At 28.4% G+C, this 20,572-nt stretch carries 21 protein-coding genes and 1 pseudogene; 17 read left to right on the top strand and 5 right to left on the bottom strand.

Going from position 1 to position 20,572, the window contains the following annotated elements; all coding sequences use genetic code 11:
• The first annotated feature begins 178 nt into the window (after window positions 1-178).
• The 7 genes from ACFS5J_RS02520 (at window position 179) to ACFS5J_RS02490 (ending at window position 6,977) form a co-directional block, all read left to right on the top strand.
• On the top strand, window positions 179-508 hold the full coding sequence (locus tag ACFS5J_RS02520; protein ID WP_379810396.1) for a hypothetical protein: 330 nt from the start codon (window positions 179-181) through the stop codon (window positions 506-508).
• Entirely contained in the window at window positions 505-1,740 is a 1,236-nt protein-coding gene (locus ACFS5J_RS02515; RefSeq protein ID WP_379810395.1) for a DUF4407 domain-containing protein, read from the top strand. Before ACFS5J_RS02520 ends, ACFS5J_RS02515 begins: the two co-directional genes overlap by 4 nt.
• Window positions 1,730-3,118, top strand: a complete 1,389-nt coding sequence (locus tag ACFS5J_RS02510) for a DUF4407 domain-containing protein (RefSeq protein ID WP_379810394.1) — start codon at window positions 1,730-1,732, stop codon at window positions 3,116-3,118. Before ACFS5J_RS02515 ends, ACFS5J_RS02510 begins: the two co-directional genes overlap by 11 nt.
• On the top strand, window positions 3,119-4,870 hold the full coding sequence (locus ACFS5J_RS02505; RefSeq protein WP_379810392.1) for a nucleoside recognition domain-containing protein: 1,752 nt from the start codon (window positions 3,119-3,121) through the stop codon (window positions 4,868-4,870).
• Between the two features lie 4 nt (window positions 4,871-4,874).
• The gene (locus tag ACFS5J_RS02500) at window positions 4,875-5,378 is read left to right on the top strand and encodes a hypothetical protein (RefSeq protein ID WP_379810390.1); all 504 of its coding nucleotides are present in this window, start codon (window positions 4,875-4,877) and stop codon (window positions 5,376-5,378) included.
• Window positions 5,379-5,591: 213 nt separating this feature from the next.
• Window positions 5,592-6,395: an endonuclease/exonuclease/phosphatase family protein gene (locus ACFS5J_RS02495; RefSeq protein ID WP_379810389.1), complete on the top strand. Its 804-nt coding sequence runs from the start codon at window positions 5,592-5,594 to the stop codon at window positions 6,393-6,395.
• 81 nt (window positions 6,396-6,476) lie between these two features.
• Window positions 6,477-6,977 carry a hypothetical protein gene (locus ACFS5J_RS02490; RefSeq protein WP_379810388.1) on the top strand — a complete coding sequence of 167 codons (501 nt, stop codon included), beginning with the start codon at window positions 6,477-6,479 and terminating at the stop codon, window positions 6,975-6,977.
• Window positions 6,978-7,024: 47 nt separating this feature from the next.
• Here the strand turns inward: ACFS5J_RS02490 and ACFS5J_RS02485 are convergent, their stop codons facing one another.
• From ACFS5J_RS02485 to ACFS5J_RS02475, 3 genes are read right to left on the bottom strand one after another with little or no spacing between them, the layout of a single operon-like run.
• Window positions 7,025-7,684, bottom strand: a complete 660-nt coding sequence (locus tag ACFS5J_RS02485; RefSeq protein ID WP_379810387.1) for a response regulator — start codon at window positions 7,682-7,684, stop codon at window positions 7,025-7,027.
• A 1-nt stretch (window position 7,685) separates the two neighbouring features.
• The gene (locus ACFS5J_RS02480) at window positions 7,686-9,317 is read right to left on the bottom strand and encodes a tetratricopeptide repeat-containing sensor histidine kinase (protein WP_379810386.1); all 1,632 of its coding nucleotides are present in this window, start codon (window positions 9,315-9,317) and stop codon (window positions 7,686-7,688) included.
• Window positions 9,318-9,350: 33 nt separating this feature from the next.
• On the bottom strand, window positions 9,351-9,527 hold the full coding sequence (locus ACFS5J_RS02475) for a hypothetical protein (protein ID WP_379810385.1): 177 nt from the start codon (window positions 9,525-9,527) through the stop codon (window positions 9,351-9,353).
• 248 nt (window positions 9,528-9,775) lie between these two features.
• On the opposite strand from ACFS5J_RS02475, the gene ACFS5J_RS02470 reads away from it, so the two are divergent.
• The 3 genes from ACFS5J_RS02470 (at window position 9,776) to ACFS5J_RS02460 (ending at window position 12,329) form a co-directional block, all read left to right on the top strand.
• The gene (locus ACFS5J_RS02470; protein WP_379810384.1) at window positions 9,776-10,639 is read left to right on the top strand and encodes a hypothetical protein; all 864 of its coding nucleotides are present in this window, start codon (window positions 9,776-9,778) and stop codon (window positions 10,637-10,639) included.
• A 335-nt stretch (window positions 10,640-10,974) separates the two neighbouring features.
• Window positions 10,975-11,457 (top strand): hypothetical protein, encoded by a 483-nt coding sequence (locus ACFS5J_RS02465; protein ID WP_379810383.1) that lies wholly within the window; start codon window positions 10,975-10,977, stop codon window positions 11,455-11,457.
• A 323-nt stretch (window positions 11,458-11,780) separates the two neighbouring features.
• Window positions 11,781-12,329 carry a hypothetical protein gene (locus ACFS5J_RS02460; protein WP_379810382.1) on the top strand — a complete coding sequence of 183 codons (549 nt, stop codon included), beginning with the start codon at window positions 11,781-11,783 and terminating at the stop codon, window positions 12,327-12,329.
• Between the two features lie 339 nt (window positions 12,330-12,668).
• On the opposite strand, the gene ACFS5J_RS02455 is transcribed toward ACFS5J_RS02460, so the two are convergent.
• Together ACFS5J_RS02455 and ACFS5J_RS02450 are read right to left on the bottom strand one after the other, a co-directional pair.
• A complete protein-coding gene (locus ACFS5J_RS02455; RefSeq protein WP_379810381.1) occupies window positions 12,669-13,217 on the bottom strand; it encodes a class I SAM-dependent methyltransferase in 549 nt (182 codons plus the stop codon).
• A 5-nt stretch (window positions 13,218-13,222) separates the two neighbouring features.
• A pseudogene (locus ACFS5J_RS02450) lies at window positions 13,223-13,507 on the bottom strand (transposase); the annotation flags it as partial.
• Between the two features lie 82 nt (window positions 13,508-13,589).
• On the opposite strand from ACFS5J_RS02450, the gene ACFS5J_RS02445 reads away from it, so the two are divergent.
• The 7 genes from ACFS5J_RS02445 to ACFS5J_RS02415 all read left to right on the top strand — a co-directional run bounded on the left by ACFS5J_RS02445 (window position 13,590) and on the right by ACFS5J_RS02415 (window position 20,469).
• A complete protein-coding gene (locus tag ACFS5J_RS02445; protein WP_379810380.1) occupies window positions 13,590-14,252 on the top strand; it encodes a hypothetical protein in 663 nt (220 codons plus the stop codon).
• A 16-nt stretch (window positions 14,253-14,268) separates the two neighbouring features.
• Window positions 14,269-14,433: a hypothetical protein gene (locus ACFS5J_RS02440; RefSeq protein ID WP_379810379.1), complete on the top strand. Its 165-nt coding sequence runs from the start codon at window positions 14,269-14,271 to the stop codon at window positions 14,431-14,433.
• A gap of 218 nt (window positions 14,434-14,651) precedes the next feature.
• Window positions 14,652-14,957 (top strand): helix-turn-helix domain-containing protein, encoded by a 306-nt coding sequence (locus tag ACFS5J_RS02435; RefSeq protein WP_300058794.1) that lies wholly within the window; start codon window positions 14,652-14,654, stop codon window positions 14,955-14,957.
• Window positions 14,958-16,181 carry a DNA cytosine methyltransferase gene (locus tag ACFS5J_RS02430; protein ID WP_379810378.1) on the top strand — a complete coding sequence of 408 codons (1,224 nt, stop codon included), beginning with the start codon at window positions 14,958-14,960 and terminating at the stop codon, window positions 16,179-16,181.
• A gap of 4 nt (window positions 16,182-16,185) precedes the next feature.
• On the top strand, window positions 16,186-17,208 hold the full coding sequence (locus ACFS5J_RS02425; protein WP_379810377.1) for a DNA cytosine methyltransferase: 1,023 nt from the start codon (window positions 16,186-16,188) through the stop codon (window positions 17,206-17,208).
• On the top strand, window positions 17,198-18,724 hold the full coding sequence (locus ACFS5J_RS02420) for an AAA family ATPase (protein WP_379810376.1): 1,527 nt from the start codon (window positions 17,198-17,200) through the stop codon (window positions 18,722-18,724). The genes ACFS5J_RS02425 and ACFS5J_RS02420 overlap by 11 nt, the downstream gene beginning before the upstream one ends.
• Window positions 18,724-20,469 carry a hypothetical protein gene (locus tag ACFS5J_RS02415; protein ID WP_379810374.1) on the top strand — a complete coding sequence of 582 codons (1,746 nt, stop codon included), beginning with the start codon at window positions 18,724-18,726 and terminating at the stop codon, window positions 20,467-20,469. The genes ACFS5J_RS02420 and ACFS5J_RS02415 overlap by 1 nt, the downstream gene beginning before the upstream one ends.
• Window positions 20,470-20,572: the final 103 nt, after the last annotated feature.

The raw sequence follows: 20,572 nt of genomic DNA, 5'->3' as shown, positions 1-20,572 counted from the left end.
TAAAAATTTATTAATTTTTTTAAGGTTTTACTTTTTTGTATTCACTAGAACTATAAGGTTAATTTTCAAAAAAAATAACTCTTTAAGAAAAATACATTTCGATTATATTTCAAATTCTCATTCTGAGGATGGCTTTCTGTTGTTAGATTTTGATTTTAAAAACGCACTTTACTACAAGATGAATAATACAAATTATTTATATGGTGGTAGGAAGATAGTTAATCTTAAGTCTAATGAGAATGAGATTAATTTTGTTGCAATAGGTTTAAAAAATAGTTATAAGGAGCAAATAGTTATAGAGCCTGATATTAAAACAGATTTTTTAAGCTTCGAAACTCAAAGTCGAAATTTAAAACTGCAATATAAAAAAGCACAAAATTTTGAATTAAAGATTTTGAAAAAGTCATTAGGATTTAAAAATCCTACATTATTATTACATAGACAAGATTTTAAAAAACATAATATTTCTTTAAAAGTAAACAATTTTAATCAACAAGATTATTTATGAAACGAGATTACTACGAATTACCAAAGTCAAGTTCAATTATGCGTTTCTTGTGGAAATGCGCAGGTGGTGACCGCTATTTATTAGAAAGAGCAACTTACTCTGACCAAATTAAATACATGTGTTTGGGAGGGATAGTATTTGCAACAGGTGCTATGGCAGGTATAGCTGGGGGCTATGCATTCTATACAATATTTGAGCCAAGAGGTTCGGCAATTGAAAATCCGATTCACACAAATACTCTATTTGGGGCTTTATTGTTCGGGTTGATTTGGGGATTAATGATTTTTAATATTGATCGTTTTATTGTGACTAGTACAGGTAAAGGGGATGGTACTGAAGCAATTACTTGGGATGAGTTTAAAGGAGCTATACCGCGTATATTAATGGGGGCTATTATTGCAATCACTATTTCTAAACCTGTTGAAATTAGAATGTTTAAAACGGAAATAGATATTAAACTTCGTGAAAAGCAGTTGGAACAACAATCTGCTTATCAGGCAAAAGTAGATTCTACCTATAATGAAAGAGAGATTTTATTAGAGAAAGATTTTGGTGGATTAGCTTCGGAAAGACAGGTTTTAGTTGATAGAATTAAAGAAGCTGAACAAGCTTATACAGATAATTTAATGGGTAAAGCAAATGGAGTTGTAGCTGGTAATGGACCATTATCGAAAGCATTAAAAGCACAATTGAATAATTTAGAAAATCAACTTGAAAAATTTGACATACAAAATAAATCTAGGTTAGATGAATTAAATATAAGGAAAGATAAGTTAAGGATTGAAAAGGATAAAGAGAGAGATAACAATGAGAAAATTGCCAATGGATTGGATGGATTATTAGAACGTATTAAAATAGCTCATGAAGTTGCAGGAGGTTGGATTACTTTATTTATCACATTACTATTCATGGCTATAGAATTAACTCCAGTATTTTTTAAATTAATGTTGATTAAGTCACCTTATGATTATTTAGCAGAAAATAGAGATGATTTGATTAAAGCAGAAAAGGGGATAGAAGTAAAATATGATTTTTACAAAGATAAAGAGGGTATTGAACGTCATTTGGTAATCAACCATGAAGCCCATCGTTTAATGTATGAAAAAGTTAAATTGACTGAGATACAAAAGGAGCTTACTGATTATGCTGTAAACAAGTATAAAGAACAGGAAATGAGGAAAATTGATGAAAATTTAGAAAATTACATCAAGCCTATTCAAAATGAAGAATAGTTTAGCAGAAGATATACGATTAAAATTAACTACTTTTTCTGGAGAGGATGGATATATTTTGAAGAATAGTCCAAATAATCTAAAAGTTAGTTTTGCTGTTATTGGATTTTTTGTAATGCTAATTTTTATTGGTTGTTTTACTAGTGCAACAACATTTACGTATTCACTTTTTGATGAAAATCCATTAATAAGTATTCCATTTGGTATTTTGTGGGCAACTATAATAACGATTATTTACTTACTGTTATTATATACAATTTCGCCACCAACATTACCAAATAAATATAAAGTTAAAGACAGAATAATTATTACAGATGAGAGTAATCATAATCGATTTTTTACTGCATCTATGCTTTTACGATTGGGTTTTATGACTTTATTGGCAATAATAATTGCACAACCTATAAACGTATATTTTTTGTCAAAGACGGTTGATCCAAGTTTAGAAAAGTTTATACAATTACAAAAAGCAAATATGGCAATAGTTGCGGATAGTTTATTTGTTAAAGATGAGCTAAAAGCAAAAGAAGATTTTGAAAAAGTAATAAGGTTAAAATTAAATACTCAAGAACTTAACTTAGTTTCAAGTAGATTAAATAATCTAAATTCGAAAATTAATCTCGATAGGGAATTTATAGACAAGTCATATTCGCTGCTAGATTCAATAAGAAAATATGATTCTAAACCACTTTTTGTTAGTATTAATACAAAACAAGATTCATTAGTTCGTGAATTAAATAATTTATTACATATAGAAGTTCAAAGTGATCTTTCGTATCAATCTGATATTCGATCAACTACAATACCGAATTCAAAAATTGAAGAAGAGTTTACGATTTTTATAAAACAGCTCGACAAAATCATATCTAATAAAATAAATAATTATGATAATCTAGAAGTACTACTTTCTAAAAGTAATTTTTACATTCAGAGAATTAAATTACTTCTTTATGAGAATATTTCTTCTTGGTTTATAACTTGTTTGGTTATTATAATATTTTTATATCCGATTCAATTAAAATTTTGGGTTAGAAATAAGAGGTTTTACGTAAAAAAAAGAGAAATAGAAGAGAAAATTGTTTTAGAGGCATATGAAAGTTTTAGAATAGAATATTCTCAAATATTGGAAAATAAAATTGATATGGTTAATGATAAAGTTTTTAAAGCATTGATGGTTGACCTTTCAAAAATTAAAGAACTTAATAAACAACGTTATGACATTTTATTAAAAGAAATAAAAGAGGAATTAAAGTTTGAAAAAATTGAGTTTTATGAAAATTGTGAAAATCCACCTTTTAGAACAATAAAGAGGTCAGATACAACTAGATTTAGTTCAGAAAAAGAATTTTTAGATTTACTATATAATTCAACAAAATAAATGGAAGAGCGTATAATTACAGAAATTAAGCGTGAACCATTTGAGGAAGAAAATGGTTTAAAATTTGAGAAGATTACTTATAAAGTTAAAACTCCTAGAAAAACATTCATTCTAGGTGATATTAAAGGTAAATATAGGGGGAACTTTTTGAAGTTTTCTGAGGAGTATTATAATACTGAATTTTATGATTTTGAAATTTATGAATCATTAGTAGAGGTAAAGCAGACTTCAAAAAACATTCCATTTGATAATGAATGTAATAAAAATAGATTTCCAAGAGAGAAACTACCTGAATTATTAAAAGTACATGTTAAACAATCTGGTAAATATTTTGAATTAGGTATTATTGAACCTAAGATTTGTGATTTTAAATCAAATAAAAAATTACATCAAACTGAAGGTAATGAAGTTTTTGGTACGTTTACAGGATTGATAACGGGGTATGTTTTTGATTATGAAATAAGCTATGAAGAGAAAATTATACAAATAATTGATAGTCCTATTCTTGATCCAAATGCTCCAAATCCTCCAAATCCTGTGATATGTGAACAAAATGATATAAAAACAGGAAGAAAAGAAGAAAAAGGGAATTATACTCGTTACGAATATCGTTGTAAAAAACATAATGATACAGTTTGGGGCAAATGGGAAAAAAACTCTATTGTTAATAATTCTACTCAAGGAGGAATTTTTGAAGGATGTTTTACTTCTATATTAGGAATAATTGGTTTTTTATTAGTAGGATCTGTTCTTATCAGTTTTTTTCCTGCAATTTTGTATATAATTGGTTTTGGTATACTAGTTTGGTTACTTAATATCACTGCTCCATTTCTTAAATGGATTTTTAGAGGATTATTAGGTTTGTATTTAATTAGTTTATTTATTTCAATAGTCTATAATTTTTCAGATAGAAGAAGTAATTATTTGCCAACTCCTAAACCAATAGAAAATGAGAAAGAGCTTAATCCAATCATTGAGCCGATTACAGATAAAAAACCAGACGAAAATATTGATATTGATAATGACAGGATTGATTCGTCAAATGATGCAAAAAAAGTTTCAAATGATAAAATGATAAAGCACTTTAGAATTTGGAATGATTATGATGATAATCAATATGAGGGTACTTACTATTTGAAACAAAGTAACTATTTGAATTCAGGTCAATTTAAAAATGATTTGAGTCATCGCAGTAATTTAGGATATGATCAAATTTTATATAATTTAGAAAAATTTGATACTAACAATTTTTCTAGTATTTATAATATGTTTGATAGTATTGGTTATGCAAATAAACTAAATAAAATAGAATTTGCTAAAATGGTAGTAAGTTTTGTACAGGATATTCCATATAACTTAGTTTTGCAAAATGATTGTAATGATACCTACCAATCGGATAGGTTTACAAGAGATTTTCTGAGTAAGAATAAAGGAATGTGTATAGGAAATCAGGCATTTGGAATTTGCACACCTGTTGAGTTTCTATATCATTTAAAAGGAGATTGTGATACAAGAACATTGTTGTTATATTCAATTTTTAGCCATTATAATTATGATGTAGCAATTTTAAGTAGCGAAAAATATATGCACTCTATTTTAGGAATTAATTTGCCTTTAAGGGGTGTTGCATTTCCATTTAGAGATAAAAAATATTATTTCTGGGAAACAACTGCACTAGGTGCTGAACCTGGCGAACTTTCAAACGAATTAAATAATTTACATTTTTGGAGAATTTCATTAAAAACAAAATAAAAATATGGATAAGCAGAGTTTATTTTTTACAGTATTAGTTGGAATTATTAGTCTAATTCTAGCACTTGGGTTATTACAAATCTTTATCAATAAAAAAATTAAAAATGACTTAAATACAAGAACATGGGCATTTTTAATGTGGCAGTTAAGTTGGATAATTCCTTTTTTTATTTTTTTAAAAATTGCGTTATTAATAACAGAGAACACAATTGAGACTGTAATTTATTCTAATACAATCCAAAATACATTTTTTTATAGTGTAAGTAAAATACTTTTATATATAGGTTTCACTTTTTTATATACCGTATTTGTAAATAAAACAATTGATTTATTAGATAAGTTTTTCTTTTCAAAAAGTGATATGTTGATAGAATTAGAAAATAACAATACAATATATTTTGCTTTAAAGTTGATATTGGTTATTGGTTTTACATTGTCAATTTCAACTGTTTTTGAGCATTTTTTAAATTGGTTTGTTCCTTCAATTGAAACTCCTTTTTATCATTAATAAACTTAATATGAAAAAATCATTAATTTTATTATTACTTCTATTTTTATCGACTTCCTTAAAACCAATAGAAACTGAAGTATATATTTGTGGGTCTAAAGGTGCAAAAAGATATCATTTCACTAAGACCTGTAGAGGCTTGTCAAATTGTAATCATGGTCTTTATAAAAAAACTATTAAAGAAGCAAAATCTTATGGTTTAACTTTGTGTGGATGGGAAGACTAATAGTTATACTACTTCTTTTTTTATCATTTTCTGGATTCACTCAGATTTCGTTATGTACTTGGAACATTGAAAATTTGGGCGATTCGAAATCTGAATTAGAAATTAATTACATAGTTTCTAAAATTAAAAACTACGATATCATAGCTATCCAAGAAGTTGTGGCTGGTTATGGAGGTACACAAGCAGTTGCTAGAATTGCAGATGAATTGAATAGAACAGGAGAGAAGTGGGACTACAAAGTTAGTAATCCTACTTCTAGTAGTTCTTACAAGACAGAGCGTTATGCTTATTTATGGAAAACATCTAAAGTTAAATTGATTGGAACCCCTTTTCTTGAACCAAAATATAACTTAAACATAGATAGAGAACCTTATTTTGCAACTTTTAAATACAATAAGCAAGAGTTTACTTTAGTTAATTTTCATGCTATAACTAAGAGTATGCAGCCAGAAACTGAGATTAAATATTTTAAATATTTCTTTAATGAATACCCAAATTTGAATTTAATTTTTGTTGGGGATTTTAATTGTCCACAATCACATTCAGTTTTTAATACTTGGAGGAAAAATAATTATTTTCCCGTTTTTGTTAAGCAAAAGACTTCTTTAAAAAAGGAATGTATTGCTCAGGAATGTTTAGCATCAGAGTTCGATAATATTTGGTATCAACGGGATAAAATTGAAATTAGTGAGAAAAAGGCAATTTTCTTTTATACCGATTTTAATTCACTACAAACAGCAAGGGAGATTTCAGACCACATACCTTTAACGGTTAAATTTTATTTAAAATAAAATAGTCTTGTGTACGGTTTTCCGTATGGTAAAAAATATATTTCATTTTAGGTTTGTCTCGTAATTATAAACCTATTTCTTATGAGAAAAATTATTTTATTTACCGTTTCTTCTTTATTTTTTATTTCCTGTTCAACTACCAAATCAGGAACTTCTAAAACCTTAGACATCGTCGGTTCTGGAGTTGTACATAAGCCTGTAATAGTTGATTTAGATGTAAAGCAGGAGAAAACTTCAAAAAAAATTGAATTGACAAATGTCTTATCTCTTGACGCAGCTAAGAATGAAGCTGTAAGGGAATTGTTGAAAGAACAAGGAGGTGATATTTTAGTTGAGCCAACTTTTGATTCAAGCACAAAAAATGGGAAAACACAACTTACAGTTTACGGTTGGGTGGCAAATTATAAGAACTTTAGACCCATTCAAGAGTCAGATATTAAGTTTTTAGAAGTAAAACCTAATTATTTACAGAAAGCAGAGACTTATCAGCCTGTTACTGAGAAAAAAAAGGGTAAAGGTTTAGGATGGATAGCTGTTGCAGGATTAGTTTTAGCAGGAAGTATTGTTGCTACTTCATTATAATTGGATTTGTTAAGTTTGCAAAAAAGGAAGCTAATAGGCTTCCTTTTTTAAATTATACCTAAATCTTTCACTAAAGCGACTAATTGTATACTATTTTTAGCTTGAAATTGTATTTTCAACTTGTTTATTCTTTTTTCAATAGCACTTACACTAGAAGGGGAAATTTCTTGATCATTAAAATCATTTGAAATTTCAGATTGAGAAAGACCATTGGCTAATTTTTCCAGTAGAAATATATCATATTGTTCAATTTCAAGCGTGTTTTTACGTTGTAGGACATGATTAATTTCTCTACTAATGTATTTATCCTTTGCAAGAACTGTTTTTATAGCCTCTAAAAGTTCTGTGGTGCTATTTCTACCTTTTAAAACATATCCATTGATGTCGTTTAGTTCGAATAGGTTTTTAATTACGTAGGTTTTGTCTTCTATTGAGTAAACTATTATTGGAACTATTTGATTTATGGTTCTAATGGCTTTAACCAAATCACTTCCATTTTGCAAAACATTCTCTTTGTAATCTGTTTTAAATGACAAGTCTGATATGATTAAATCGAAGGGTTGACCATCTAATTCAGCTTTTTTAAACTTCAAAAGAGCTTCATCGCAATATCGAGCATGTACAATTTCAAAGTCTTTATATTCTTGAATAGCTTTTTGAATTCCTAAACTAATGCTATCGATATCTTCAGCAACAAGTATTTTCATATTAAAAAGGGATGTTTATTAGAGCTTTAAATCCATTATCTGATTCAAAAATACATTTGCCAGATACATTTTCAATACGGTTTTCCATATTTGATAATCCGTTTTTGATTTTTAAATCAGTTATGCCTATTCCATTATCCTTATATGTTATTTTAATTTCATTCAAATTGTTTTCAAATGAAATCAATACAAGACTAGCGTTACTATGCTTTTTCATATTTACCAAGAGTTCTTGAATGCATCGATATACGGCTATCTTTTTTTCTTTTTTTAATTTATTCCAATTGATTTGTTTTATCCCTTTTGTAATGATATTTGTAGTTGAAGTATTAAATCCAGCGATTAAATTATCTAACTCGTCAATGTAGTTTTCACTAGTATCAATTGTGTTGTTTTCTCTTGAAATGCTTCTGCTTTTTTGATAAATATTGTCCAATTTGTCTAACAAAGTATTTTTAAAACCTTCTTCAGAATCATCTTTTATTTCAACATAACTCAATGCCTGAAATATATCATTCGCTAGTTCATCATGAACTTTCTTGGAGATTTGGGTTTCAGTATTGTATATCGCTTGTAATTGTTCTCTTTTTGCTTTGAGTTTATACATTTTGAAAGTTAAATAGCCAGTGACGAATAAGAAAACTAAAATTATAGCTAGAATATATTTTTGATTCTTTTGTTTCTCAACTTGTTCTAAAGCCTTTGTGTTATCGTATTTTATCTTTGCAAATTGGTATTTATGATTTTGTCTAATAGTATTGATACTATCGTTTACTTTATAGAGTAAAGGGTACCAATTTTTTTTATTGTCAAATCGAATCAGAAGGTCAAGAGCTTCAATTCTGTCATCGGGGCTATTGGAAACAGTAGCTATTTGATAAGCTTCATTTGCATACTTTATGCTTGAAAGAGTGTCGCTTTTTAAAGCATAAAGTTTGGATATGTGAATTGTAGAGGAAATTTTTCCATACTCATCATTAATGCTATCTCTAATGTTATAACTTTTTTGCAGTAGTGAATCAGCAACATTCGGTAAACTATCTATTAATGCGAATCCTAAATTATCAATAGCTTTTACATGATAAAATGGAAATTGCATTAACTCTTCATTATTAATGAGGGGTTTTAAACTTTTAATTGCGTTATCATTTTCTCCTTTTTCTAAATAAACTACACCAATGTTATTTTGAATGATAGCTTTGTGTAAATCTTGTTCTGATTTATTTTTGGCTATTAAATAATGTTCTAGAGATTTGTCAAATTGCTTTTGTTCTTTGTATATGATTCCAAGAATGTTGTGAATATGTGGTTCTAAACTTTCATCTGTATTAGAGTTAAGAACATCTATGAGTAAATTTTCACCTTCAATAAAATCACCTTGCATTTGATAAAGTCTTGCTAGTTCAAGTTTAGCTTTATTTAAGTAATGTAGCGGAGTAGATTTATCATTAATATAATTGGCAAGACAATGGAACGCTTCATTTAATTTATGTTCAGTTTCAAAGTTTTTAACTTTATTGATAGTTTTATCATATTTTTCTTCTGATTCAACTTCCGATTCATCTTTATTGCATGCAGTGAATAGCAAAAAAAGAATCACTAAAATAGAGGAATAAAAGTGCTTGTTTTTCATTCCTCTAAAATAGTAAAATTTTAAAATAACGGATTATGGTTTAGTTGGTAAATATCCATCTTGTCCACCAGTGTCTCCTATTGAATCTGTACTAACGTGGTTTAAGAATTCTTCTCTATTTTCTTTATTGAAATTTGCTTCATCTAGAGAACATGAAGTGCTACAAATTGCCCCTACCAAAATAATGGCACCTAAAATAATTTTTTTCATAATGTTTAAAAATTTTGATTAATTTTTTGCATCAGCGATGCTTTAGGCTTTGGGAAGTTTTGTAGCTGTAAGAAGAAATTCTTCCCATTAATTGTCTAATTACAGCTACGGTTGAACTAGTTTTTGTACTTTTGATTAACACGTTAATTTTTTGCTTGAAAACTAATTTCACAGCAAAGAAATGATGGGTTTTTTGATTGATTTTAAAGAGATTCCGATAATTCCGATATGGCTTATTAATTCCGAAAATGTCAAATACTTTTAATGATTATTGCGGTAGAATTGCAAGAGAAATTCCTAAAGCAAGGGATAATGATGATACTGGTTTTTTAGTAAAACCATCGCCTGCACAATTAAGAAACTATTGTGAAATTTTGTATCAAACAGGATTAAATGCAGCTGATTTGAAAACTTTTAAAAGCTTCTTTCAAATACCTCAAGGAGAAGATGATGTTCTAAAGTTTATTAAGAATATAGATATCGATAAGTTTCGTCCGGTAAAAAATTATTTGGAAGGCAGCATAAAAATTCCATCATTACATGTTGTCGAAATGACAGCAATACTAATAAAGTTTAAACAAAGGCCGTATTCAAATTTTAAAAGTATACTTACTGATAAGGAAATTATTTCGAATATTGAAACTGTAAATGAAGAGGAACCAGAAGAAGTAACAGAATTGAATGTAAATGAGATTAGCGCAAGAAAATCAAATTATAAGAAGTTGGGGCTAATTAGTTTGGTAGGTGTTCTTGTTTTATTTTTTGGAATTTATGGGTTTAATAGGTATAGAGACAGTTATACAAAAGTTAACTGCATGCAATGGACAAAAGATCATTATGAGATTGTAGATTGTGATAAAACTTCTCAGCATGGTTTTGTTATTCAGAACAGTATCGAATTATATAATTCAGATTTATTCAAGCTGAAAAAAGTTAATGTAAATGGTAAAACTGTTTTTTTTAAAAATGACAAAGCAGTTATATATTATTCAAAACTGAACGATTCAGTTATTGAGTGTTATAATTTACCCGGATTTCATCCTATAACAGGAAAACCACTTAGACCAATTACTAACTACATGATAAAAAAATATATTAAAAATAAAGAGTGATTGTTTCAATTAAAATAGAGTAATCACATTGAAATATTTACAAGATGTAGACTTTCTTAGTTTTTTTGAATTAATCTTCTGTTTTTTTTTGTTATCGTCGAATATTTATATTTTTATCATGTATATCCCTCATATTTTTGCTATAAATAAATTATTAATTAAATTTTATATTATGGCTTTAGACAAAGATTATGAGTACACTCAAGCGGATTTGGATAATCACGCAAATCAGTTAAACCCAAATAATGAAGAGTATAAAGGTTAATGCTTTTACAGATTAGTTATTATACATCTTGTAATTGAATGTTTTCAATTATAAGATGTTTTTTTAAATCATGGAATTGGATAATAAAATATTTGTACCTTCTTATAATAAAGAAAAGGGTTTAACACTTGGTTTTGTATTGAGTGTTTTGTTTTGCTCAAAAATCAAAAATTTTGAAAGAAAAATAGTTTACATATTCTATATAGGTAATTTTATCGATTTGAGAACAATTGAGAGAGATTCTAGTTTGAATGAATTTCTTTTAGCTAAAATTTTTGAGCTTTCGGGCGATAGAAAATATATTAAAAGGAAAGATATAAGAGAACTCAAGGGATTAACTGATAGAACCACATTCAATAAGTATTTTGCTAATCTTGGATTAGAAAAGAAAAGAAGTTTTACTTTATTTGAACTATATACTATTTTAGAATTTTGGCAAGGAAAAGAAGGTAATTGGGGAAGAATGAAATCTTTTACTAAGAAAGAATTAACCGTAAGATTTACAAATAGCAATTATGATTTTTTAGCTGAGAAAAGGTTCTGTCGCATCTAAGAAATTGATTTACTTTTAGAGCATTAAAATTTTTGATTTGATGAAAACTAAAGGACATTGCTCCCAAAATCAATAATTCTTCAGGCAGTTTATTTCAAGCTTAGGTTTACATTAAGTTATCGCGACATGTTTCTGCCGTATCTAATAATTTGATTTACTTTTAGACTTAAAAAATTTTGAATCGGCAAAGCGAACATTGAGTGGTATTGAAATTGTACATATGATAATGAAAAATCAGATGGTTAGTCCAGGTAGAACTATATTTAATTCTTTCTGTAAATTAGCAGCTTAATTTATTTGTTATAGAATTTCATGGATTTATTTTGTCAGATGCGACAGAACCTAATTTATTTGTTATAGAATTTCATAGATTTATTTTGTCAGATGAGACAGAACCTTGTTGTTTTTTATATATGAAATATTTTTATATTGCCTTTTTTTTGTACAGTACATTATCTTTTTCTCAGAGTATTTTTGAGAATGATAGTATTTTGTTATGGTCTTCTAAAAGAAAACTTGAATGGAGAGATTTTCGTTCAAATAATAAAGTTCATGAATATGAACTAGCTCAAGCTGTTATAACTCCATCTTTAATAGTTATTCCAAGAAGAATTAGTAGTACTTTTGATTTAGGAAAATTAAAAGTAGCTGCAGTAGTTATTAAGGATAAGTCCTGGTTTAAAAAACAGGATGTAAATATAATGATTCATGAACAAGGTCATTTTGATATTGCGGAAATATATGCTAGAAAAATTAGAAAGAAATGGACAGAAAATTTATTAAAAAATGAACTTAATCTGGATAGTGTTTTTAATATATATAAAGATATTGAAGATGAACACTGGAATTTTCAGCAAGAATATGAGGTTTAAACAAGTAGAGGAGTAAATTATAAGAAACAGCAAGAGTGGTCCAATAAATTAAAAAATATGCTAGAAGAATTAAAAGAGTTTGAGTTAGATGTACCAATTGATTATTTATTTGTTGAATAAAATAATATAAATCTTTTAATTTCGGTTCTATCGTATCTGATGATTTGATTTATTTTTTTAAGTTTACATTTTAATTATGCTAACGATTCTGAATTACAAAGTAGTGAATTACTACTAATATTGAGTAAGAACAAGTATAATACAAACTATTGATTTGTAGGAAATAATTCGGAAAACTTGTCATAGCCATCCATTGCTTGTAACAGATGTTGTCAATAGTTATTTTAGTTTTATTCCTTTTACTCCTGTAGCACAACCATAAAAATATTTTACATATTGGATTTCAAATTCTGGACGATCAAATATTTGGTAAACAGTTTTAGCGTTCTCAAACTTTTCGGTGTAAATACCTAACATTTTATAAGTTTCAGGACTTCCAAGGAAGAGTTTGCCCAGAATTGGATTAATATATTTTAAGTAAAACATATATAATGTTTTTAAAAATTTATTTTCTGGTACAGAAACATCAATAAGTGAAAACTTTCCATTTTGTTTTAGAAATCTATATATTTCATCTGCTAAGTTTGAAAGTTGTTCATTATTAAAAGTTTTTAAACCGAAACCTGAAATAATAAAATCTGCCGTATCGTTTTCAATTGAGTTTTTAAATACATTTTCTTTGAGTATATCAATTTTAGAATCCTTAAATTTAGTTTTGTTTTTTTCAGCGCCTTTAACCATTTCGCTTGAAAAATCAAGACTTATTAATTTTGAATTATGGTTAGAAGATTTTAAAATATATTTCCAACATTCTCCCATACCACTCATTAAATCAATAACTGTTTTTCCTTTTTAAGTTCAGTCACTTCATCACTAGTAGCTTCGCGAGTGATATCGCCTGCTAAACGTTTTTTACCTGCTTCTAAAAATTCTTTATTCCAAGCATAAAATTGAGATTGAGCAATACTGTATTTGCGACATAATTCAGCTACAGAGGTCTCTGCTCGTATACCTTCCATAACTATTAAAATTTTTTGTTCAGCTGTAAAGATTCTGCGTGTGTTTTTACGAATGTCTTTTACAAAGGTTTCTGTAGTTTTCTTTTTTTGTGTTCCCATTATTAAAGTTACTTTTTTAATTGAAAAAACACTAGCTTATTTTTTTAACTATCGTGTCCACTTTTGCTGACGATTTACAAAGTTGGGTTTTGTTTCGGCAGGTTCAGCCCCGCAGGAAGCTAAAGATGTTTTTGTATTGGGTGGAGAAATTGGGAAGTTCTTGCAAAAGCAACAACCGCATAAAGCTTTAATCCTCATAAAAGGAAATAAGCACAGCTCGAAATCACAGTTGGCCATGCAGATTGCAAACGCTTTCGGAGAACAACAAACACCAGTTGCCTATATCGATTACGAGCAAGGCGGGATTGAAAGCAAGGACACGTTAGATAGTATTAACCGTAACACTACTGAAGCAGGCAGAAAGTATATCGCCATTAAAGGCTATTTGGAAAACCCATTTGAGGAATTGCAAGGGTTTTGTAAAGTGGTTAAGGTAATTATTGCCGATTCGGTTACGGATTTAAAAATCACAGCCGACCAACTTAATTACCTGCGCACCAAATACCCTAAAATTATTTGGTGTTTCATATCACAGGTAAAGGAAAACGGGGCGATGTATGGAGGTAATAAAATGGCGCACAATCCAACTTCAGTAATTCATTGTTCCTCGCATCCCGACACAAAGGAAAGGTTTGCAACATTGGAGAAAAACAGAGGGAATGACCTCACTTTAAAATACTCGATGTACTACAAAAAAGTAGTAGGCGAACACAAAAAGAGAAAATTATCATTTAAAGTCAAATAACTTAAAATCAGAAATCATGGTAGCAAAAAAAGCAAAAACAAAAGGCAAAAAAAGAATATCGGCTAAAAAGCTTTGTAGCGGAGTAATTAAACGTGAGGGGGTAAAAAGAGACGGAACACTTAAAAAAGGTTTCCGATATGCTAAAGGTGGGAGAATTGTAAAAGCAAAAGGGAAAAAATAGCATTGAATAGATTGGTTTTTTATTGGTAGGCTGTGCGAAAAGTTGTTTTTCACAGCCTACTTTTTTATTTAACAATGCTTTAACTTGGAAACTGCACAGTATAAAATTTCTCTTTAAATATCTGTGAATAACTAATTCAAAAAAAGAAAATGACCCAAAAAAACAACCATAAGTTTTTATTTATATTTGCCAATATGTGACAAGTCAATAAAAAAACAATGAATAGTCAATTCGGAAATAAAATTAGAATATTAAGAGAAGAGCAAAAGATGCTATTACGGCAATTAGCACCATTGCTTGATATGGACACAGCTCAATTAAGTAAAATTGAGAGAGGGGAAAGAAACGCTAAAAAAGAAACTGTATTAAAATTGGCTGAAATACTAAAGGTCGTTCCTGATGAATTAGTAACACTTTGGTTAGCTGACCAAATTTATGATGTGGTAAAAGATGAAAACACAGCATTAAAAGCAATGATGGTAGCAGAAGAAAGCGTTAAACATTCAAAAAAAGAAAAAGAATAAATGGAAATTGCAAAAATTAAGAAATACAAATTACCGAAGGAATCTTTACTATATGTTCAAGAGCCACAGTTAATGTTATTTGAAGATGAATTTAAAAAATTTGGTAAAAAAGATTTTATTGATATTGAATTTAGCCATAGAGGATATACAGTCAATAATAACGTTGATGCAATTATTGATAGCAAAATACAAACAATTGGATTTTTCTCTGGAGCTGGAGGATTAGATATTGGAACTCAATTGGCGGGTTCTAAAGTTATTTCAAGTTTAGATTTTGATAGAGATAGTGTTGCTACAATGAAAAGTAATAATTATTTTTCTCACACAACGCATTTTCACAAAGATATAAAGGCGATGAATGCAAAGGATTATTCATCAATTTTAAAGCAGAACAATCCAGAGAAATTGATATTAGTAGGTGGTCCACCTTGTCAACCATTTTCAAAAGCAGGATATTGGAAAACACACGAAAATAGATTAGGTAGTGATGATCCACGAAATATGATTGGTCAGTATTTGAGAATGATTGAAGAGTTAAAACCTGATGGTTTTATTCTGGAAAATGTAGAAAGTTTACTTCATCCTAAAAATGTAGATGCAGTATCAGCGCTTGAAGAGACTATCGATAAATTAGGTTATAAATATATAGTTTATAGAGCAAACGCGATTGAGTTTGGTGTACCTCAAAAAAGGAAACGTGTATTTTTTATAGCCTCAAAAAAGGAAATAAAAACAAGTCCAATTAAAACAAATGGCTCAAGTAAAGAAATTTTATTAGATGCAAATCTTAAACCTTATGAACGTGTAATTGATTGGATTGGTAAATATGATGATTTTGCTTATAGTGACGATTACGATTCTACAGAAGGTAAATATTTTGAAGATTTATTAGCTGTTCCTCCTGGGCAAAATTACATAGCTCTTACCGAAAAAAGAGGTTATCCAAATCCAAAATTTATTGCAGGTAAAAGATATTGGACATTCTTATTAAAATTGCATCCAGTACAACCATCTTGGACGATAATTGCATCGCCGGGACATTGGGAAGGTCCTTTTCATTGGAATAACAGAAGATTGCGTTTAAAAGAAATTGCAGCAATACAAACTTTTCCAGAGGATTATAATTTTGTTGGTTCAAGAAGGTCTATTCACAAACAAATAGGAAATGCTGTTCCAACATTATTGGGTAAAGCGATGGTGGAACATTTAATAAAAAATTTATAATTATATGCCACAGATAATTAGTTTGTATTCAGGGTGTGGTGGTTTAGATTTAGGATTTAAAGGTGCAGGTTTTAAAACGGTTCTTGCAACTGATGTATGGGATGTAGCTTGTGAAACCATAAAAAAAAATAACTTATCAGATTTGGTAATAAATGATGATATAAGAAACATTGATTTTAAGGAATACAACGGTAAGGTTGTAGGTGTTATTGGTGGTCCTCCTTGTCCTCCATTTAGTCAGGCAAGGCATTATCTACAAGATAAAAAGAAAGGATTTGAGGATGAAAAAGCTGGATTTGCTGTTCCAGAATATTTTAGGGTAATACGAGAAGTGAATCCGAAATTTTTCTTATTTGAAAATGTTGATGGATTTATGTATAAAACTCATCAAGACGCTTTAGATTATTTAGAAAGTGAATCTGACCGACTTGGATATAATGTTACATATAAAGTTGTTAATTCAGCAAATTATGGTGTACCGCAAACTCGAAAAAGGTTTATTTGTGTAGGAGTAAAAAAAGAATTACCAAAATTTGAATTCCCTCTTGAAACGCATTGTGACCCTGAAAAGAAACAGCAAGGTAAAAGTAATTGGGTTACTTGTGGTGATGTAATTAGTGATTTTGATAATATTAATGAAGAAGAATTAGAACAAAAACCTGGTTCAAAGCATCATAGTTTAATGAAAGATATTCCTCCTGGGGAGAACTATCTTTTTTATACAGAAAAAAAAGGACATCCAAAACCATTGTTTGAATGGAAGTCGAGATATTGGACTTTTTTATTGAAATTAACACCTGATAGACCATCTTGGACTATACAAGCGAGTTTTTCAAATAATCAAGGTCCTTTCCATTGGAAAAATAGATTTTTGAGAATTGAAGAGATAAAAAGACTTCAAACAATAGATGATAATTACAAATTAGAAGGCAATTTTAAAGAGCAGTGGAGACAAGTAGGTAATGCTGTTCCATCAAAATTAGCCGAAATATTCGCAAATAAAATAAAGACCGATTATGAGATATGAATTAAATTTAGAATCACAAATTGTTCAATATAATGGAGCTGTTCAGTCAATTGCAGACAAGAAAGCTATCTTGACACAACTCTTTTCACAAGGTGTATATGAATGTACGTCCATAAGTAATGATGGTTGCGAATGGACTATTGAATATCGTAATACCGTTAATAATATACAAAAAAACATTGTTGTTTATTATGGTAACATCAGAAATGAGGAGAGAAATGATAGGGAGAAAAAAATCCAACTAAATGGTAAAGACCCAAGAGTAAATCCAAATCCAAGTATTATTTTAGGAGTGTATTGCTATGAAGCAAATGATGCTTTAGAAAATCTTGTTTTTGCAGGTTGGAATATTGATCCCGATACAAATTATCCTGGTAACCCAAGTTTAAGAGGTTTAAATATAGATTCATTACAAAAAGCAAGATTTAATGGTCTGTATAAGCATAATTTTAAAAATAATTATGTGTGTACATTTAGACCTGAATACATTTTTTATTACATAGAAAATATCCAATCAATACATAATTCATCGGATGATGTTATAACTCCAACAGTATCAACAAGCTCACAAGATGTAAACAATGTTATATATTACGGTTCACCTGGTACAGGAAAATCTCATCGAGCAGATATTGAAACAAATGGTAAAGATGTACAAAAAGTAACTTTTCATCCTGATTATGATTACCACTCATTTGTAGGAGGTTATAAACCAACAATGGACGGAGATAAAATTGCTTACAAATTTGTACCCCAAATCTTTACTAAAATTTATGTTGATGCGTGGAAAAATTTAGTGTCAGCAGACGATACAAAACCTTTCTACTTGCAAATAGAAGAAATCAACAGAGGAAATTGTGCTGAAATATTTGGAGATTTATTTCAATTATTAGATAGAGATAAAGATGGTTTTAGTAAATATGAAGTTACTGCTGAAGAAGAACTTTGTAAGTATTTATTAAGTGAAAAAGGATTTGGAGGAAATCATCCTGGAATTGAAAATGGTAAACTTCGTTTCCCAAACAATTTAAAGATAATTGCAACAATGAATACTTCTGACCAATCTTTGTTCCCTATGGATAGTGCATTCAAAAGAAGATGGGATTGGATTTACGTTCCAATTGATACTGATTGTAAATATTCAGATTTTACAATTCAATTAGATAATGGCAAAGCATTTGAATGGTTAAGTTTCTTAAAAGTAATCAATGAAGAAATATTTGAAATTACTAAAAGCCAAGACAAGCAAATAGGAAATTGGTTTATTGATGCTCAAAATTCTGGAAAAGTAATTACAGAAAGCACGTTTGTAAACAAAATTATTTTCTATTTGTGGAATGATGTTTTTAAAGATGAAGAAAATACTATTTTCAAGTCAGCCGATGGTAAGAACCTAACTTATACAAGCTTTTTCGAGAATGGTACTTCAAATAATTTAGTTAGTTATATAATTGAAGAACGATTGAAATTAATTGATGTAAATAAAGCAGAACCAACTACAACAAGCGAAGAGTAATGAGAATATTTATTGAAGGAGAATCTTATTCTTTAGACATTCTAAAACCCATTTTTGGCGATAAATTTTATATGCCTAATGGTGTTAATGGTATAATTGATAATGTGGGATATTACCATAGTATCGATAATGAAGTAATTTATTTACTACCCAAAGTGTTTATAGATACAGAAGGTTTAATCTTAAATAAATATCATAAAAATTTGTTTGCAGAAAACAAGATTGATGAAGTTATCGAATTTACAGACGAATTGAACTGGTTAAAACGATTTTTAATAATTTTCTACAAAGGATTAATAGAGTATCGAGAAAGATATTCAAACACAATCCAATCTAAAGGCGATGTACTACAATTAAGCACTTCATTAGGCGAAAATGAATACTCGTTTTTAGATATTGTTTTAAGTTTTGTAAACTTCCATAAAAAGAATAAAAATACAATTCTATTTATTCATAAAAAGCAAATTTCAGCAAAGCATAAAAAGGTTAATTGGGGTAAAACAGTAAGAAAATCAAATCCTTTTGTTACCAATGAAGGAATACCAATTTATTCAGAACTTAATGTAAAGAAAAAATATATTGATACAGAGGAAGAATTGTTGTGTATGTTTTATTCAGTTTTAAATCATTTAAAGACTGAATATAATTTTAGCGTGCAAATAGATGAATCCTATACGATTTCCAAAGGTTATGCTTATGAAAAATTAGCAGGCAATGCTCCAAAAATATTAAAGAAAATACGATACAAATACTTTTCAGATACATTAGTAAAAATGTATAAATTATTGGAATTGTATTTTTCAAAATCAAATAAAGTTTCAATTCAAAATAAGAATGAAGATTTTATTATGGTAAAGTATTATCATTTGATATTTGAAGATATGATTGATAAGCTAATAACTTCTAAAATCGATTCCAAAGAAACAAGCAAAGGAGTTTCGCTTAAAAAACTGAAAGAAAATAAAGACGGTAAAATTATTGACCATTTATTTGAGTATGATTCTTTAATTGATCGTGATGAAAGTATTTTTTACATTGGTGACTCAAAGTATTATAAAGCCAATAATAAGGTTCAAGAAAATTCAATTTATAAGCAATTTACTTATGCCAAGAATGTAATTCAATTCAATATAGATTTACTGAATGAAGGCAAACAAATTAATAAAAACATACGATATAGAGATAAAGTAACAGAAGGTTATAATATTACACCAAACTTTTTTATTCAAGGTGTAGTAACGGATATTTTCGATTTTGACAATGATAAACTTGCTATTGATTTTGACAAAGGAATTAAACATTCTTATCATTTTAAAGAAAGGATTTTTGATAGAGATTCCTTATTTGTCAATCACTATTCTATAAATTTTCTTTTTGTTTTAAAATCCTATACCAATAAAAGTTCATTTGAATTAGAGAAATTCAGAGTTGAAATTCATAAGAAACTCAGAAACAATTTTGTTTCCTATTTAAAAAAGCAAAACTTGTTTAAATTCTACCATACAGAATTTGAAAACAAAGAATTATTGAAGCAATTTATAGATACAGAATTTAGAAACTTAACTGGTAGAGTTTATATTTCAAAATCAAATGACAAGCGTTTAATACTTGCTGTAAATGGTTTTGATATAGAGTTAAAAGAATGTTTTACGGATATTTATGACAAAGGAAAACATTTGAGAGAAACCTATTTTTCATCACCCAATTTTGAAAGAGTTGATTTTTCGGAATTAGAGTTAATATAATTTTTTATAAAGTTTTAAATACGACAAATAAAATATGGAAAACAGAAAATTAGGGTTCTGTCGCATCTAAGAAATTGATTTACTTTTAAGGCATTAAAATTTT

The organism is Flavobacterium chuncheonense, from assembly GCF_042686145.1.
GTDB lineage: Bacteria > Bacteroidota > Bacteroidia > Flavobacteriales > Flavobacteriaceae > Flavobacterium > Flavobacterium chuncheonense.
This window is presented reverse-complemented; position numbering and strand designations above follow the sequence as displayed.